We start from the raw sequence: 17,059 nt of genomic DNA, 5'->3' as shown, positions 1-17,059 counted from the left end.
ACAGGTTCTTTAAGAAGGGGCAGATTGTGTTAAATGGCTGACCACGTTGTAATCGTTCACCTTCCATTCACCATCTGTCCATTCCACATAATTTAAGCAGGCATTCTCAAGTCTTGTATCCTTAATACCCATATGTTCGTCAGCTAGTGAGGTGAGTAAGGCATGGATGGCAGCACCATGTGCTACGATTAGTACCCGTTGATCTGGGTAGGTTGCTCTCACTTTTTCGATACCTTCTAGCATTCGATCTTGAAGTGCCGATAGTGGTTCCATATTTGGATACTGTTTATTTGGAAACAGTTTCTGACGTTCCTCAAATGACATGCCTTCAGCGTCGCCATAGTCACGTTCAATAAAATCGTCCATGATCACGAGCGGTGCATGTACATGCTGTAAAATCAAATGAGCTGTTTCTTTTGCCCTTGATAGCGGACTGGAAATGACAATATCCCAGTGGGCATCTTTTAAGTAAAGACCGGTTTGTTCCGCTTGCCATTTACCAGTGTCATTTAAAGGGATATCTGTTCGTCCTTGAATTCGTTTTGCTGCATTCCAATCGGTTTCTCCGTGTCTGACTAGGCAAATTGCTGTCAATCAAATCCCGCCTTTTCTATCTTTTCCTCTATTATACTAAAACAGAAGAAGAATGACTGGATCAGTGATTTGTCAGACTCGTTAAGGACTCGACCGAACTTGCCACTTGGGACACTGTTTGTTTGACTTCTTTCAATTCGTTTAGGAATGTTTGCAAATCTATTTCAATTTTTCCGTTTTGGTTTTTGCTTAAGTTCATGCTGCTGACGATATCATCGAATAGCGAGTTGATTTGGGTCATTTTTTCTTTACTGTCTGTCACAAGTAAATTCACATCAGCAATATGCTGTGACACAATGGCGATTTGTGAATTTGTGTTGTTGACGAGCTCAGATACAGTTGAAACCGTTTTCTTTGTATCCTCTGATAATTTGCGAACCTCGTTTGCAACGACAGCAAAGCCTTTGCCATGTTCACCTGCTCGAGCTGATTCGATTGAAGCGTTTAAAGAGAGTAAATTCGTTTGCTCCGCAATACCTGTGACGATCCCAAAAATTTGTTCAATTTGTTTCGCAATTTCTTCTAAGCGTTTAATTTCTGTTTCAATCTTTGTCATACTGCCGTCAATTTGGTTCATTTGCGTCTGCTGAATTTCTAACTCTTTTTTACCGCCAATTGATTTCTCTTCAACTTGTGCTGAAATCTTTGTGCCAGCCTGTGACATATCCGCCATCTCATCAGATTTTGATACAAGTTTGTCCACTGCATTTGTTGTGTTTGAGAAGAGAGAAGCAAGTGAATTAGATGTTTCTGTAATTTTTGTATGAAGCTCTTTTTGCTGTAGTTCTGCTTCATCACGAACTTTAGAGTATTCATTTTGGAACGTATCTAGGACAAGCTGCTGCTCTAGATTTAAAATTTTCGTCGTCGCTTTCACTGCCGTCTGATATTCTTTGAAATCTTGGATATGCTGGGCAAATAAATCCATAATGGATAGCAATAGGTCTTGGAAGGCTGCCATATACCATTTAGGTTGAAGTCCAATTCTTAAATGAACTTGTGCAATTTTAATTCTTTTGGCCACATAAGATTCGTCAATCACACCGGCGAACATTTCACTAATATGAATGCGTAGTGTTTTCTTTAGACGCTCGACTGAGCTGTTATCTTGAATGATGTGCATCAAGGAAGACTCGACTTCTAGGTTTTTATAAAATTTATCGACGATATGTTCAATTTCATCTTGAACGATTGGATTCAGCTGTTTCAAGATAAATAGGTCTTGCTGCGTCAAATCAATCATTTTAATTTGTTTGGCAATGTCCGTATTCTCCGGAAAATTGATTCGTTTTATCCCATCATCCTGCTGTGTGAAAAAAGCAGTGTTTTTCTTTTTACTCTCTTTTTTAAATAACAATGTGTTTGTCCCCCCATGATTATCAAAAATATCAGACTTTATGTTTTTTATCGGATAATTTTGGTTTTTTTAAAGGGAAAACAGTGAAATTTTACTGTTCTTTATATGACCTTTTTAGTGGTTTTTTAGCCGGACCTTCTACTACTTCTCCCGTAATAGAGAAACGAGACCCGTGACAAGGACAGTCCCACGTGCGGTCACTATTATTCCACGCGACTTCACAGCCTAAATGAGTACAGGTTGTATCGACAAGAAAGATATCGCCGTCCTCTGACTTAAAAGCGCCACATTTTTTATGCTCATAAGACACAATGCCGCCTTCACCCGGTTTTAAATCATCAATTGTTTGATCAGCTCGCTTTAATTTACCGCTGATTAGCTTCGCTGCAACATTGGTGTTTTCTTTGATAAAGTCTTTTACGAATGCGTCTGACACGAGTCTTGATGGAGTAAAGATGGATTCGTAAGGATTCGATTTTCCTTCGATCAAATCTCCGATCAGTGTCGCTGCTACGTGGCTTGTGGTCATGCCCCATTTTCTAAAGCCTGTTGCCACAAAAATATTCGAATGATGTGATGTCAGGCGGCCAATGTAAGGGATTTGATCCATTGTGACCATATCATGCGTGGACCAGCGGTAAAGGACTTCCGTTATACCAAGGGTGGCTTCACCAAACTTTTCTAGTGCTTCATAGTGTGCGGATTCATCTCCGCCTTGTCCGGTTTTATGGCCTTGTCCACCGATGAGCATGACGTCTTCTCCATGGAATTTTGCCGTTCTTAATGAATGGGCAGGCTGATCAATTCCTAAGTACATGCCGTCTGGAAGCGGTTTGCTTGTTTTGGCTGCGACGACATAAGATTGCTCAGGATGGATTCGTGTGAAATACAGTCCTTTGCCATCGTAAAAAGGAAAGTGTGAGCATGAAATGATAGAGCGCCCCATCAGATGATGGCCACTTTTTGTGATGACAGCAGGGTGTTTTCCTTCTTTTACATCGACTGCCGATGTCTGTTCAAATATGCGCACGCCTCGGTCAATGAGTTGATCGATCAGTGCATGAAGATAATGAAGAGGATGAAATTGTGCCTGCTGCGTCATGGCGAGGGCTGCCTTGATGCCAGCATCAAACGGGAGCGCTGTTTTCCATTCGCGATCGATCCCGAGCTGTTTGTACGCATCTAATTCCTTCTTTAACTTTTTGACGCCGTTTTCTTCTGTTGTATAAAGGTAAGCATCTTTTACCTCAAGCTCACAATCAATGTCATACTCTTTCACACGTGCTTGGATGAGCTCCTTTGCTTTTTCATTTGCTTCTACATATAAACGGGCTTTCGGCATACCAATATGCTGAATCAGCTCATGATAGTAAACATCATGCTGGGAGGTAATTTTCGCTGTCGTATGTCCAGTGGTTCCTTGCAGCACTTGATCAGCATCTATGATGATGACATCCAGTCCGCGTTCTGTCATTTCAAATGCAGTAGCGATACCGGTAATACCGGCACCGACAATGATGACATCTGCTGTAAGATCTTCGCTGACAGTAGGAAAAGAGGGCTTCTCACTATCAGCTAGCCATAACGACTTTGCTTGTTCCGATCCTTTATGTTCTTGTTCCATGTTGTCGCCTCCAGTCACTTATTGTGTATAATTTTTCCACGATGCTGAAAATCATACATTTTAGTGAAAACAAGAGCGAAATACATAAAAAAATGAGCAACACATAAAAATAAACGAGATAAAAGGAAGGAGTGGACTGACGTGTCAACAAAGCAGCCAAAGAAAACGTTACCGCCTCAGCATCAGAACGAACGTCCAGGACTTGAATATAAAATGAACCCTAGACCTATCTTTGATCGAGAGGTGCAAGGCAAAAAGCTGACAGGGAAAACGGCGATTGTCACAGGTGGAGACAGCGGGATTGGAAGAGCAGTATCTGTCTTATTTGCGAAAGAAGGAGCCAATGTAGCGATTGTTTATTTGAATGAACATCGTGATGCGGAAGAAACGAAGGACTATATTGAAAAGATGGGAGGCCGCGTCATTTTAATATCAGGTGACCTAGGGGATGAAGCTTTTTCAAACGAGGTCGTCAAACAAACAAAAGATGCTTTCGGTTCGATTGATATTTTGGTCAACAACGCAGGTGAACAGCATCCGCAAAAAAGCATTGAACAGATTACCTCTCACCAGCTTCTTCGGACATTTCAAACGAATATATTTGCCATGTTCTATTTAACAAAAGCGGTGCTCCCTCATTTAACGAAAGGAAGCAGTATTATTAATACAGCATCGGTCACTGCTTATAAAGGTCATGAAACCTTAATTGATTATTCATCGACAAAAGGGGCGGTTGTAACGTTTACAAGGTCATTATCTCTATCTCTTATCAAACAAGGGATTCGGGTAAATGGGGTAGCGCCTGGACCGATTTGGACACCGCTGATTCCATCCACATTTACGGAAAAGGAAGTGTCTGAATTTGGTGGAGATGTCCCAATGGAGCGGCCTGGTGAGCCAGTAGAGTTAGCGCCAAGTTATTTATTTTTAGCGAGCGAAGACTCTTCTTATATGAATGGACAAATGATTCATGTGAATGGCGGAACCATATTAAATGGATAAAAACAAAAAACTTGCGGTAAAGAGACAAGTTTCTGTCTCTCTGCCGCAAGTAAAATCATCATGATTGATGTAAGCAATGTTCTGCATATTGAGCTGACAGGTCATTAAAACGCTTTTCATCACGCTGATCTAGCGCCTTGTCAATCTCTTCTCTAAGGAAGGTTAAGCGCTGTTTATAAAGCGCCTCATCTAAAACCATTTGAATATAAATGTCTAAAATAGTAACGCCATTCTCTTCGGTTTTTTGGGTGTTGCGGGACTTCATGAGCTCAGCATACGTTTTTTTCTCTTTCATAAAGAATCCCCCCGATGCCTTTTTTATAGTATATGGATTGGCGGAGAAAAAATCAACAAGAATTTATAATTTTTAGACAATTTATTTTTGAGCCATATCGACACCCCTTGTCCAGTCGACAAGATGCGATATATCTTTAAAAATGGCTTTTAGATAGATCGAATGTACTAAAAAACATGATAAAAAGATAATTTTAAATAAATATTGAAAAAATCCTGTCGTTTCTTATACGTTGGTGATAGATTAATAGTATCTAAAATAACCAAAAATTAACACAGGAGGAAATGAAGTGTCAGGAATTAGTGAAACACCATTAGATTCATACGTCATTAATCAAACAACAATGGCGGTCCTTCCGGTTGAAGAAGGAAAACGAGTATATTCAAAAGTGATCGAAAGAGAGACAAGCTTTTACGTTGAATTAAAGCCGCTGCAAATTATAGAACGCAGTTGCAGGTTCTTTGGCTCAAGCTATGCAGGCAGAAAAGCGGGAACATATGAAGTAACAGGTATTTCCCACAAGCCTCCCATCGTGATTGACTCATCCAATCATCTGTATTTCTTCCCAACCTATTCATCCAACCGCCCTCAATGCGGATGGATCTCCCACAAATACATTCATAACTTTCAGGAATCATCCCTCGGAGACACGGTTGTTACTTTTACAAATGAGCAATCGGTCAAACTAGATGTCTCATATAAGTCATTTGAGAGTCAGGTACACCGAACAGCGTATCTCCGAACGAAATTTCAAGATCGACTTGATGGAGGTCTTCCTAAGAAACAAGAATTTATGCTGTATCCAAAGGAACAGCAGCTCAACCTTGTGTATGATTTTATCTTAAGAGAACTTCGTAATCGTTATTAGTGAGAGACCAGCGGCAGACAGCCGCTGGACTGCTTACTCATCGCCATCACTTTTTTGCAGAAAAAACCATTGATTATCGTATAAAAAAATATATAATTTATCTATATCGTATAATTTTTTATATAACGAAAGGGGTCATGGGGATGATGTATGAAGAACTGGATACGCCGGCACTACTCATTGATAAACGGGTGATGATGGAGAATGTAGCGGCGATGCAGCAATACGCAGACCGTCAGCATGTCAAATTGCGCCCTCATACGAAAACTCATAAAACGCCTGCACTTGCCAAGCTGCAGGAAGAGAAAGGTGCATCTGGCATTACGGTAGCGAAAGTAGGAGAGGCTGAAGTAATGGCAGCCCATGGGCTCAAGGATATTTTTATCGCCAATCAAATTGTAGGTGAGATTAAACTCAAGCGGATTCGTAAACTGGCAGAGTCGATACAGATTTCATTCGGTATAGATTGTGTTGAGCATGTGAAGCAGATTGAGCAAGTCTTTTGTGAATCAGAGAAAAAAGCGGAGGTTTTAATTGAGATAGAGGTTGGAGAGGGAAGGTCTGGTGTCATTGAAGAACATGATTTCTGCCACATATTAGAGGCGATTCAAACAAGTGATGCCGTTCATTTAAAGGGGATTTTTTCTCATGATGGTCATACGTATCAAGCGGAAAGTAAAGCACATTGCCGGACATTATACAAGGAGGCTGTAAATCGAACGCTCCGTTTTGCGCAGATTGCAGAAGAAGCTGGTATGCCGCTAGAGGTCGTCAGTATTGGATCAACACCGCCATTTTTATTTCAATTTGATATTCCAAAAGGAGTCACAGAAATACGGCCAGGCACATACATCTTGATGGATGCTTCCCAGTCCAATGTAATCGGCACATATTCACATTGTGCAGCATCTGTGCTGACGACGGTCATTAGTAAACCGACAGAGTGCCGGGTGATTACAGATGTAGGGGCCAAGGGGCTGACGGCACAAACACGTACAAAAGGGCTGACCAAAACAGAGGGCTTAGGCAAAGTGAAAGAATATGATGATGTATTTGTTTCAAGCGTATTTGACGAGCATGCCATTATCTATCATGAAGGCTTTCGTCAAAGTGTACAGATCGGTGAGAAGGTGCAAATGATTCCGAATCACATCTGTCCTGCTGTGAATCTTCATGAAAAAGCATATCTCATTCAAGATGGCAAGGTGGTAGAAGAGCTGGAGATTGCTTGTAAAGGAAAGCTGCAATAAATGGGTAGGATCATAGAGGGTGTTGCCGCTATGCAGAGCAGAATATAAGGCAGCTTCCATTCTAAGAAAGATCATCATTTGAAATCCATACATCTAAGGAAAAGGCGCCGAAAGGGGTCTTTTTTATTTGAGAAAAAATGACGAAGATGAAATAGATTGAAACCAAATGTGCCTTTCTCGTCGTCTATTGACTGTATCATCATGAAATGGCAGGGAAATGTGAACCATTAGAAGGATTTTCATTCATTTCCGCATAAATCACAGAAGTGATACATGCGGTCTGTTACAATAAAAATAAGTCATTTCTTACAAGGTGTTCGTATGAGGTAAAAGTTGATCATATTTGACCGATATGAACAAATGGGAAAGAGAAATGGGGGCCCTGTATGAAAAAACGATGGCATTTGATGCTGCTATTTACCGTGACAGTGACACTACTCACGGCCTGCAATCAAGCAGGTCAGCCGCCTTCAAAACAAAACACAAAAGAAGCTGCGTATGAACAATGGGTTCAGCGTTATATGGATGAGTTAAATGAAGCATATGAAAACATGACCGATCAATTTATTTCGGATGGACATGGAAAAATTCAAGTAAATGAAAAATTGACAAAAGCGACGAAAGCATTCGACCGTGTCATTCAAAAAGGGCTTACTCATCAAGAAGTGCCAGCTGTGTATCAAAAGGCAGACAAACAATTAAAGAAAGGTCTTGCTTCATTTGAAAAAGGAATTAGCAAGGTAGAGCAGCTGTTAAAGCGTCCTGATCAAGAAAAGCTGTTTATGTCAGCTACTCAACATTTTCAAGATGGATTGCAAGAGACAGCCTCTTTCATTGAAGAAGTGGGAAACGTTCAGCAATCACAATGAAAAGCCTGGAAGAGAGACTTCCAGGCTTTTTTAGATGTGCAGTGTTTGCTTTAATCGGCGTACACCTTCTTGAATCATGGCTTCATCCGTACACGCAAAACCAAGCAGCAACCCTTTCCTTTTGCTTTCATAACAATAGGGGCTTAATGGATAAATGCCGACACCTGCCGCTTTTGCGGCCTCAATCGTGCCTTGTTCATCAAAGTCTGATGTTCCTTCCAAAAAGACGTGAAGGCCTGTATCGGTTCCATATAAACGGAAGTGTTTGTCAAAGTGATGTGTCAAAAGAGCATCCATCATCGCTGCCTGCCGTTTTTTATACACCTGTCTCATCCGCCTGACATATCGCGTAAACTCTCCTTCTCTGAAAAAAGAGGCAAGAGTGATTTGCTCCATGATCGGCAGCTGTCTTTGAATAAGTGATTGCAGTGCAGCGATTTCTTTAATGACTGCTTTGGAGCCGATGATGGCAGCAAGGCGGATGCCTGGAGCAAGTACCTTGGAAAAACTGACAATATAGATCACATGATTGGGTGCTTCTGAAAATAAAGAAGGAAGCGGTCCGCCATGATAACGATAATCCCCATCAAAATCATCTTCTAATATGTAAGATTGAGCCTTCGCAGCAAACTGCAACAGCTCCCGTCTTCTATTGACGCTCATACAGACACCGGTTGGCCGCTGATGAGAGGGCGTTACAGCGATCAGCTTTGTACGTTCTGGCAATGTATTCACCATCATTCCTTCTTCATCGACTGGTGCGGGGTAAATAGTCATTTCGCGATGTAAAAAGGACAACCTTGCTCCAGGAAAACCAGGATCTTCAACAGCGACTGTATCTCCTTTTTTGAGCATGACTTGTGAAATCAAGTCAATGGCTTGCTGTGTGCCTCCTGTTAACACCATTTGGTCTTCTTCTATATCAATGCCGCGTTCAACCGATAAGTATTGGCGAATTTCTGAACGTACTTCCCATAATCCATGCGGAGAAGAATAGCCCCAATCTTTCATATTTAAGCGCTGTAATGCTTTTAGAAGCGAGCGTTTCCATATGTTTTGAAAATGGTCGTCGATGGCTGGTTCTTGATGGCGGAAATCAATCTCAAGTGTGTCATGAAATTGATTGGCCGAGAGCCAGTGATCCATTTGTTTTTCAGCCTCGTCAAAGTGAGGTCTTGTCGGAAGTGCAAAAGGCGGTTCGTTTTGATGTGGGGGAGAAGCAGCATTGTGATCACTTGAAATGACCTTTGTTCCGCCTCTTCTAGAGGTGCTGACATAGCCTCTTGCCAGCAGTTCATCATAGGCAAGCTGTACGGTGGATCGAGATACGTTGAGCTCTTGTGCTAATACTCTTGACGGAGTCAACTGATCATCAGGATTCAGTGTGTTTGTATGAATTTTTTGAATGATGCCATTGACGATTTGCTGCCAGAGCGGGGTAGGGCTGGAACGGTCTAAATGAATGTACACAGTGCACCTTCTTTCCTTTATCATGTCATCATGATGATGACATGGAATTATGGACTGGTCAATAGCTTCATTTTTGGATGTGGGAAGAAATCCAAATGATGTGTACACTGGTTCATATCATTTACACAGAGGAGAGAGTCCCATGATTCCTGCATCAAAAGAAGAAACAGCACAGTTATCTATGATTCCGTTTGTGTTCGTTTTATTTAGCCTTTTTATGATTACAACAGCAGTGAACCTGCAAGTCCCTCTTTATACGGAATATGCAGAGCAGGCAGGATACGGAAAGGCGTCAACAGCCCTTGTGTTTGCTGCGTATGTTTTCGGACTGATTCCAGTATTATTGTTACTTGGCGGCATGTCTGACCGGGCAGGACGAAAACCGATTTTATTGATCGCACTTTGCTTTTCATTATGTGCCACCCTGCTCATGATCGTGCATCCGACCATACAAATGCTCTTTGTCGCCCGGCTGCTGCAAGGAGTGGGACTTGGGTTAAGTGTTGGCACATGTACTGCCTACTTGATTGCTTTATATCCAGAGAAATCGGGCTGGATCCCAACGTTTATCGCATTATGCAGTTCAATTGGATTTGGGGGAGGTGCTTTTTTTACAGCGATTCTTTCTTTTGAGCAAGTGTCACTGACGCCTCTTAGCTATTGGATTGTGTTGGTCTTGATTATGTTGACGATTGTTGCTGTATTCTTTTTGGTGCCGCCTGTACAAGGGGAGGCAAGTAAACCGCTAATGAACATGCCGAGGTTTCCAAAAGGGACAATGCCTGCGAACATAGCCATTGCTATCGCATGGTCTGTGTGCGGTCTTGTCATTTCGATTTTGCCAGCACAGCTTAAATTAAATGGCTATGAATTGTGGGTAGGCCCAGCGCTGTTTTTTATTAATATGGCAGGTGTTCTGATGCAGCCTTTTGTCCGAAAGATGAATAGCAGTGCAGCGCTTCGTATCGGTTTTATTTGTCTTCCGTGTGGATATGGCCTGCTGTTATTCGGTGCTAATAGCGGGTCCATATTCCTTGTCCTTGCTGGAACTCTTTTAGCGGGCACAGCTTGCTATGGATTTACATACTTAGGAGGTCTCCAGCTGATTGTTGATAAAGGGAAGAAGGAAGCGGCTAGAGCCGTTGCTGGATATTACTTGTTTGCGTATCTAGGTCTTGGCATACCAAGTGTGTTCGTTGGTCTCTTTGCTGATATGTACGGTACTCAGACAGTGTTAACGCTCTTTTTCATGCTCGTGTTGTCTGCCTGTCTGATCTTGTTTAGTTTAAGTTTCAGAGAGAGGCAAAAGTGAAATGGATTCTTTCTCTTTCCTCTCCAATTCGTTTAAAATAAAGACAGAAGAGGGGGAGGGAAATGAAAAAAGTACAGCTAAATGGTGCGATGTGCAGATCACAAGAGGAGCTTCATGATCAACTAAAAACAGTGTTACAACTTCCTGATCATTACGGCAAAAATCTTGATGCCCTTTGGGACTGTTTAACAGGAGAAGTGAGCTTGCCTGTAGAGCTCACGTGGATTCATTATCAAGCAAGCAAAGACGAGCTTGGTGATTATGCAGAGAATTTGCGGCAGTTATTACAAGAAGCTGAAGAGGAACTGCAGGGGCAGTTTCAATTGAATATTGAAGCGTAAAAAGCAGCTGATTCCAAAAGCTGTTTTTTTTATGCGGTTTTCACCCTCATTCTACTATTGAATATTTCACTAAATATGATAATATATGAACTGTCGCTTAATTGATAATGATAATCATTTGTGGCAGAGAGCTTGATAGAAAGTGTGAACCCTGTATGAAGTTGTACCAATTAAGTTTGTTGTTTGTGTGTTTGGCATGTGCGTCGCTGTTTGTCGGAGTACAGGACCTGTCTCTTTTACAGTTGTTTCATCTATCAGATGAACAAATGAACACCTTATTTTCAAGTCGCATCCCGCGGCTGATGAGTATTGTGCTTGCTGGCATGAGCCTGAGCTTATGCGGTTTTATTATGCAAAGCATGACGAGAAATAAATTTGTCTCTCCAACGACTGCAGGAACAATGGATTGGGCCAAGCTGGGTATTTTAACCGCCATGCTTGTTTTTACACAGGCAAGCCCGCTGATGAAAATGGCGATTGCGTTTTTATTTACGTTAGCTGGCAATCTATTATTTTTAAAAATTTTACGCCATATTAAGGTGAACGATACGATCTACGTACCGTTAGTCGGCTTAATGTTTGGCGGAATTGTCAGTTCAATTTCCACGTTTATAGCTTATAAATATGATTTGATCCAAAACGTATCCGCATGGCTGCAAGGAGATTTTTCTCTTATTGTTCAGGGGCGTTATGAACTGCTCTATGTGAGTGTTCCTCTATTGATCATCGCGTATTTATATGCTGACCGCTTTACAGTTGCTGGTATGGGTGAGAGCTTTGCCGTCAATTTAGGTTTAACGTATAAACGTGACATGGCAGTTGGTTTGGTGATTGTTTCGATGATTACGTCTGTAACGATTTTGACTGTTGGCATGCTGCCATTCCTCGGCTTAATCATTCCGAATATTGTATCGATCTACCGAGGTGATCACTTGAAAAAAAGCCTGCCGCATACGGCTTTATTAGGGGCCATTTTTGTGCTCATATGTGACATGCTCGGAAGGGTGATCATTTATCCATATGAAATATCTGTTGGGCTTATGGTCGGCATCATTGGAAGTGCGATCTTCCTGTACATGTTATTAAGGAGGAAGCGCTATGCATAAGAAACGAACATTATTTCTCATTGCAGCCATTGCAGCCGTATTCGTTGTCATCTTCGTCACCTTTCAAATGGGGTACTGGGAGTACACAGTGCCGAGCCGTTTAAAAAAGGTGCTTGCCATGACTTTGACAGGAGGCGCAATTGCCTTTTCTTCTGTTGTGTTTCAAACATTGACCAATAACCGAATCTTAACGCCAAGCATTTTAGGGTTAGACGCGCTTTACTTGTTTTTGCAAACGGCGATTATTTATCTTTTTGGATCGACCAATATGATGATCGCGAATAAGAATCTGAATTTCTTTCTCTGCGTTGGATTAATGATTCTTTTTTCTGTGCTGCTCTATACGGTCATGTTCAAGCGCAAAAACAAGCATATTTTCTTACTCCTGCTTGTCGGGATTGTGTTTGGAACATTGTTCAAAAGTCTTTCTTCCTTTATGGAAATGCTCATTGACCCGAATGAATACCAAGTCGTACAGGACAAGTCCTTTGCCAGCTTTAATCACATGAACACAGATATTTTACTCTTCGCTTCTCTTTTATTTGCGGCACTTTGTCTTTATATATGGACCTTCCGCGCGAAATTAGATGTCATGTCGTTAGGAAAGGAACAGGCTGTGAATCTCGGGATTGACTATGACGGGATCACAAAAAAGATGCTGATCGTCATTGCCGTCCTTGTTTCTATTGCGACGGCCCTCGTCGGCCCGATTACGTTTCTTGGCTTACTCGTCGTAAATGTGGCAAGAGAGCTGTTTCGTACATATCGGCACACGTACTTGCTATTAGGCTCGTTTTTCATTAGTGTCATTGCGCTTGTAGGCGGGGAATTTCTTGTGGAAAAGGTATTTACGTTTCAAACACCGCTTAGTGTGCTGATTGATTTAGTCGGCGGACTGTATTTTATTTATCTACTTTTAAAGGAGAGTCGTTCATGGTCGTGATGAAGGGAGTCAGTAAGACATATAATGGAAAAACAGTGCTTCACGAAACAACTGTCAGTGTAAAAAAAGGACAGCTGACCTCTCTCATTGGTCCAAATGGCGCAGGCAAAAGTACGCTTTTGTCCATCATGAGCCGCCTGATTCAACCTGATACTGGGGAAGCTTATTTAGAGGACAAACCTTATCGTGCGTACTCTCCTCAGGAGCTTGCGAAAAAAATGAGCATCTTGAAGCAGTCGAACCACATGAGTGTGCGTCTGACCGTTCGTGAGCTTGTCAGCTTTGGCCGCTTTCCTTACTCTCAAGGCCGCTTGACAAAAGAAGATGAGAACATGATTGATGTGTCTCTTCAATACATGAGACTTGTCGAAATCCAGCATCAATATTTAGATGAACTAAGCGGCGGACAAAGGCAGAGAGCCTTTATTGCCATGGTGCTGGCTCAGGATACGGATTATATTTTCTTAGATGAGCCTTTAAATAATTTAGATATGAACCATTCAGTTGAAATGATGAAGCTGTTTCAGCAGCTCGTGAAAGATCTTGGAAAAACGATTGTTGTTGTTCTCCATGATATTAACTTTGCATCTGTCTATTCAGATCACATCGTTGCCTTAAAAGAGGGTCAGGTGATCAAAGAAGGAAGCGTTGATGAAGTGATTCAAACAGAAGCACTAGCACACATTTATGACATGCGCATACCGATCGAAATCATTCGTGGTGAGCGTATTTGCTTATATTTTTCTTGAAAAAATGAAGAGGTGATCAATCATGAAAAAATGGATTTGGATGATAACAGTACTAACAGCGATTGCTGTCCTTGCTGCCTGTGGTAACCAAGGGAAAACAGCGGGAACGAATGAGGAAACCGTAACAGTAAAGGATATGTTGAATAAAGACGGTGTGAAGATCAAGAAAAACCCGAAAAAAGTCGTCGTTTTTGATATGGGAAGTCTCGATACACTTGATAAGCTTGGTGTCAACGTGACAGCCTTACCAAAACAAGTGATTCCTCACTATTTATCTAAATATGAAAGTGACAAATATGAGAATGTCGGCGGGTTAAAAGAGCCAAACTTTGAGAAAATTGCAGAGATGAAGCCTGACTTGATCATTATTCAGCACCGTCAAGCAGATGCATTTGATGAATTTTCTAAAATTGCTCCGACGATTTATATGGATGTAGATAATGCAAACTATATGGATTCATTTAAAAAGAATGCTGAAACATTAGGGAAGATTTTCGATAAAGAAGACCAAGTGAAAAAAGAACTTTCTGCCATTGACCAAAAAGTGGCTGCATTAAAGAAACAAGCAAAAGAGTTAAAGAAAAATGGTCTCGTCATCATGGCGAACGACAGCAAAATGACGGCATTTGGTCCTAAGTCAAGATATGGTCTGATCCATGATGTATTTGGCATCACACCAGCAGATCAAAAGCTAGAGCCATCTGATAAACATGGACAAAGCATTTCGTATGAGTATATGGTCAAAACGAACCCAGATTACTTATTTGTCGTGGATCGAGGCGCGGCAATTGGAGAAGAAACGTCTGCGAAACAGCTTGTTGAAAATGATTATGTGAAATCAGTCAAAGCGGTTAAAAACAATCATGTGGTGTATTTAAACTCTGACATGTGGTATTTAGCAGGCGGCGGCCTTGAATCATTGAATGCGATGATTGATGAAGTGAAAAAAGGAATTGAACAAAAGTAATGGATGAAAAGCTGCTTATTTTGAGCAGCTTTTTTATTGTGGATACATAAAAATATGTTGCGTGCAGGAAACTTTCATCAAAATATGTTATAGTGGAACCTACATTGTGAGACTAAGATAGAGTGAGGGTTCGGAAAGGATGAAGGAGAAAACAAGATCAAAAAGAAGGCTAAGACCTTGGGTGAAAGTCGTGCTGTTTATCATGGCATTTGTCATGATCATGGCAGTATCTGTCACAGGATACGCATACTATAAAATTTCAAAAGCGTCGAATAAAGCGCAAGTATCTTTAGAAAGAGGAGAGACCTCGCAAAAGCGTGTGAAAGCTTTTGATCCAGGAAAGGATAGCTTTTCGGTGCTGCTCTTAGGGATTGACAGCCGTCCAGGTGAAACGGTAGACGAAGCAAGAAGTGATGCGGTCTTACTGGCGACGGTGAATCGAACAGACAAAACGATCAAGCTCCTAAGTATTCCTCGTGATTCTTATGTTGATATACCGGGGAGAGGATATGATAAAATTGCTCACGCCCATGCGTTTGGGAGTGCAGATTTATCAGTCAAAACGGTAGAGAATTTGTTAAACATCCCGGTAGACTATGTGATTGCAGGAAACTTTAAGGCGTTTCAAGACATTGTCGATGAGCTAAATGGAATTGACGTAACGATTGAAGATGAAGGCATTGCAAAACAAATGGAAAAGGATTCGAAAGGAAAAGTTCATGTGGAAACAGGCACGCATACGCTCAGTGGTGAAGAAGCATTAGCGTTTGTGAGAACGAGAAAGGCAGATAGTGATCTCATGCGCGGAAAGCGCCAAATGGAAGCACTTCAAGCCATCTTTGAAAAATCCAAATCCATTTCTTCCATACCGTCTTATGACAACATCATTGATACACTTGGGGATAACGTCTCCACCAATTTATCCATGAAGCAGTTGATCGGTCTATTCCCTTTACTGAGTTCATTAAAATCAGTGGATACCATTCAGTTAAAAGGGCACGATTACCAGCCTGGGAATGTGTATTACTTTGAGTTAGATGGACCAGGATTAGAAGAAGTGAGACAAGAGCTGAGAAAACAGCTCGAATTATCATAATTGAGAAAGAGCCTGCCGCTGTGGCAGGCTTCAGCGTGTAGACAAACCCTCGCATTCTTTGTCAGTCCTGCGTGCTGGTGCTCACGAATGTGAAATTCGCTCCGCGCCAGTACTCGTCCTTTCTAGACTGCAAAGGTTTTCTATCACGGTGAAAAGAAGACAAAGGGCTAAAATAAAGTTCATTTTAGCCTTTTGTCAACAATCTGGAGCCTGCCACTGTGGCAGGCTTTTTTTAATAATAGAGGGTTGCAGGCATCGTTGGGTACCACACACCATTTAAAGCAAGCGCCCAGCCATACACCTTTTGACCTGATTCAATCTTGTCCTTTACCGAAGTGAGCGCTTCGTATGAAAAGACTTGATAAGCCTGTCCGGTTTTTTTTGCGACAATGACCGATAGAATATTGTCATTGAATACACTTGGCTCTTCGTCCGTACTCGTCCAAGCAATTCGATTATAGTAATTCATGTTGAAAGGATTTTCGAGTGCTTTCACTTCAAACTTCACTCGTTTTCCAACGATAGAAACCGTTGTATAGGCTACACTTGTTATTTGTGCAGATGCTGCTGGGGCTTGTTTTCCTGTCTGCAGTGGTTCTAATGCTGACACTGTGCTTGGCACAAGTAATCCTGCTGCTAAGGTGAGTGCTGTTATTTTTTTGAACATGAGTCGGAACCTCCTAATTTTTGGTATAACAATCAATTCGCCAAAAACTGAAGAGTCCCTTCTATAAATGTAAAATATAACCATATTATTTTCCTGAATGGAGGAAATAATGGGTGAGCATTTCCTCTACACGATGACGTATACGGGGATTAAAATATTTATGCTTTTCTTCATAGCCATTTATCAGAAATAAATATGTCGTAAATCCTTCATCGTGTTCAATTTGCTGTACGTTCATTTTTTCTTTACGTAACTGTTGTTTCAGTTGATAAAGGGCTTTTTGTGCTTCTTTTAATGAAGAGGTGACTAGCTGAATATATGGTTCATTTAGTTTGAATGTTTGATGTTTTTTAAGGTACGTCAAATCACGATTGAGGATGGAGATGACCATTGGAAGAAAGATGGCCTGTTCCATCATCTGAAGCTGTACGCTTGATAATCTCGTCATGTCCATGCCTGCTTTCTTTATTTATAGAACATTTGTTCTTATTTATTATATCGGATGAGTTAAAAAATCTCAAGGGGGGCTGAGAGGGATTCATTTGTATA

18 protein-coding genes are annotated in these 17,059 nt (G+C 41.3%); 11 read left to right on the top strand and 7 right to left on the bottom strand.

All coding sequences use genetic code 11. The annotated features are described in order from the left end of the window. Positions 1 to 9 precede the first annotated feature (9 nt). The 3 genes from M2369_RS15145 to M2369_RS15135 form a co-directional block, all read right to left on the bottom strand. Positions 10 to 594, bottom strand: a complete 585-nt coding sequence (locus M2369_RS15145) for a histidine phosphatase family protein (RefSeq protein WP_041507501.1) — start codon at positions 592 to 594, stop codon at positions 10 to 12. A 61-nt stretch (positions 595 to 655) separates the two neighbouring features. Beyond that, complete coding sequence (locus M2369_RS15140) at positions 656 to 2,002, bottom strand: globin-coupled sensor protein (protein WP_373368001.1); 1,347 nt, start codon at positions 2,000 to 2,002, stop codon at positions 656 to 658. 40 nt (positions 2,003 to 2,042) lie between these two features. Then, complete coding sequence (locus M2369_RS15135) at positions 2,043 to 3,575, bottom strand: FAD-dependent oxidoreductase (RefSeq protein ID WP_041507500.1); 1,533 nt, start codon at positions 3,573 to 3,575, stop codon at positions 2,043 to 2,045. Positions 3,576 to 3,716: 141 nt separating this feature from the next. On the opposite strand from M2369_RS15135, the gene M2369_RS15130 reads away from it, so the two are divergent. Next, a complete protein-coding gene (locus tag M2369_RS15130) occupies positions 3,717 to 4,577 on the top strand; it encodes an SDR family oxidoreductase (protein WP_041507499.1) in 861 nt (286 codons plus the stop codon). A gap of 58 nt (positions 4,578 to 4,635) precedes the next feature. Here the strand turns inward: M2369_RS15130 and M2369_RS15125 are convergent, their stop codons facing one another. Next, a complete protein-coding gene (locus M2369_RS15125; protein WP_008348804.1) occupies positions 4,636 to 4,872 on the bottom strand; it encodes an IDEAL domain-containing protein in 237 nt (78 codons plus the stop codon). Between the two features lie 289 nt (positions 4,873 to 5,161). Here M2369_RS15125 and M2369_RS15120 point away from each other — a divergent pair, with 289 nt between their 5' ends. From M2369_RS15120 to M2369_RS15110, 3 genes are all read left to right on the top strand, one after another. Then, on the top strand, positions 5,162 to 5,740 hold the full coding sequence (locus M2369_RS15120) for a competence protein ComK (RefSeq protein WP_041507498.1): 579 nt from the start codon (positions 5,162 to 5,164) through the stop codon (positions 5,738 to 5,740). A 143-nt stretch (positions 5,741 to 5,883) separates the two neighbouring features. Beyond that, the gene (locus M2369_RS15115) at positions 5,884 to 6,990 is read left to right on the top strand and encodes a D-TA family PLP-dependent enzyme (protein ID WP_041507497.1); all 1,107 of its coding nucleotides are present in this window, start codon (positions 5,884 to 5,886) and stop codon (positions 6,988 to 6,990) included. Between the two features lie 386 nt (positions 6,991 to 7,376). Then, complete coding sequence (locus M2369_RS15110) at positions 7,377 to 7,859, top strand: hypothetical protein (RefSeq protein WP_259254795.1); 483 nt, start codon at positions 7,377 to 7,379, stop codon at positions 7,857 to 7,859. Between the two features lie 30 nt (positions 7,860 to 7,889). Here the strand turns inward: M2369_RS15110 and pdxR are convergent, their stop codons facing one another. Continuing rightward, positions 7,890 to 9,329, bottom strand: coding sequence for a MocR-like pyridoxine biosynthesis transcription factor PdxR (gene pdxR, locus M2369_RS15105; RefSeq protein ID WP_061418607.1), 1,440 nt, complete (start codon positions 9,327 to 9,329; stop codon positions 7,890 to 7,892). A 142-nt stretch (positions 9,330 to 9,471) separates the two neighbouring features. Between pdxR and M2369_RS15100 the strand changes: the two genes are divergently transcribed. The 7 genes from M2369_RS15100 (at position 9,472) to M2369_RS15070 (ending at position 15,843) form a co-directional block, all read left to right on the top strand. Next, on the top strand, positions 9,472 to 10,641 hold the full coding sequence (locus M2369_RS15100) for an MFS transporter (protein WP_061418610.1): 1,170 nt from the start codon (positions 9,472 to 9,474) through the stop codon (positions 10,639 to 10,641). Between the two features lie 62 nt (positions 10,642 to 10,703). Next, positions 10,704 to 10,982: a barstar family protein gene (locus tag M2369_RS15095; RefSeq protein WP_045034719.1), complete on the top strand. Its 279-nt coding sequence runs from the start codon at positions 10,704 to 10,706 to the stop codon at positions 10,980 to 10,982. A 155-nt stretch (positions 10,983 to 11,137) separates the two neighbouring features. Next, positions 11,138 to 12,088, top strand: coding sequence for an ABC transporter permease (locus M2369_RS15090; protein WP_259254794.1), 951 nt, complete (start codon positions 11,138 to 11,140; stop codon positions 12,086 to 12,088). Next, complete coding sequence (locus M2369_RS15085; protein ID WP_045034717.1) at positions 12,081 to 13,031, top strand: iron chelate uptake ABC transporter family permease subunit; 951 nt, start codon at positions 12,081 to 12,083, stop codon at positions 13,029 to 13,031. Before M2369_RS15090 ends, M2369_RS15085 begins: the two co-directional genes overlap by 8 nt. Then, a complete protein-coding gene (locus M2369_RS15080; RefSeq protein ID WP_100325414.1) occupies positions 13,022 to 13,780 on the top strand; it encodes an iron ABC transporter ATP-binding protein in 759 nt (252 codons plus the stop codon). Before M2369_RS15085 ends, M2369_RS15080 begins: the two co-directional genes overlap by 10 nt. A 22-nt stretch (positions 13,781 to 13,802) precedes the next feature. Then, a complete protein-coding gene (locus M2369_RS15075) occupies positions 13,803 to 14,747 on the top strand; it encodes a siderophore ABC transporter substrate-binding protein (protein ID WP_061418612.1) in 945 nt (314 codons plus the stop codon). Positions 14,748 to 14,886: 139 nt separating this feature from the next. Further along, the gene (locus M2369_RS15070; protein ID WP_007499147.1) at positions 14,887 to 15,843 is read left to right on the top strand and encodes an LCP family protein; all 957 of its coding nucleotides are present in this window, start codon (positions 14,887 to 14,889) and stop codon (positions 15,841 to 15,843) included. A gap of 232 nt (positions 15,844 to 16,075) precedes the next feature. On the opposite strand, the gene M2369_RS15065 is transcribed toward M2369_RS15070, so the two are convergent. After that, on the bottom strand, positions 16,076 to 16,510 hold the full coding sequence (locus M2369_RS15065; RefSeq protein WP_039167431.1) for a hypothetical protein: 435 nt from the start codon (positions 16,508 to 16,510) through the stop codon (positions 16,076 to 16,078). 85 nt (positions 16,511 to 16,595) lie between these two features. Continuing rightward, a complete protein-coding gene (locus M2369_RS15060; RefSeq protein WP_017360224.1) occupies positions 16,596 to 16,958 on the bottom strand; it encodes a YhjD family protein in 363 nt (120 codons plus the stop codon). Positions 16,959 to 17,059 lie beyond the last annotated feature (101 nt).

The sequence above is a fragment of the Bacillus sp. JUb11 genome (assembly GCF_024807925.1).
Taxonomy (GTDB): domain Bacteria; phylum Bacillota; class Bacilli; order Bacillales; family Bacillaceae; genus Bacillus; species Bacillus altitudinis.
Note: the sequence above shows the minus strand (reverse complement) of the source record. Positions and strands in the feature narration are given on the sequence as shown.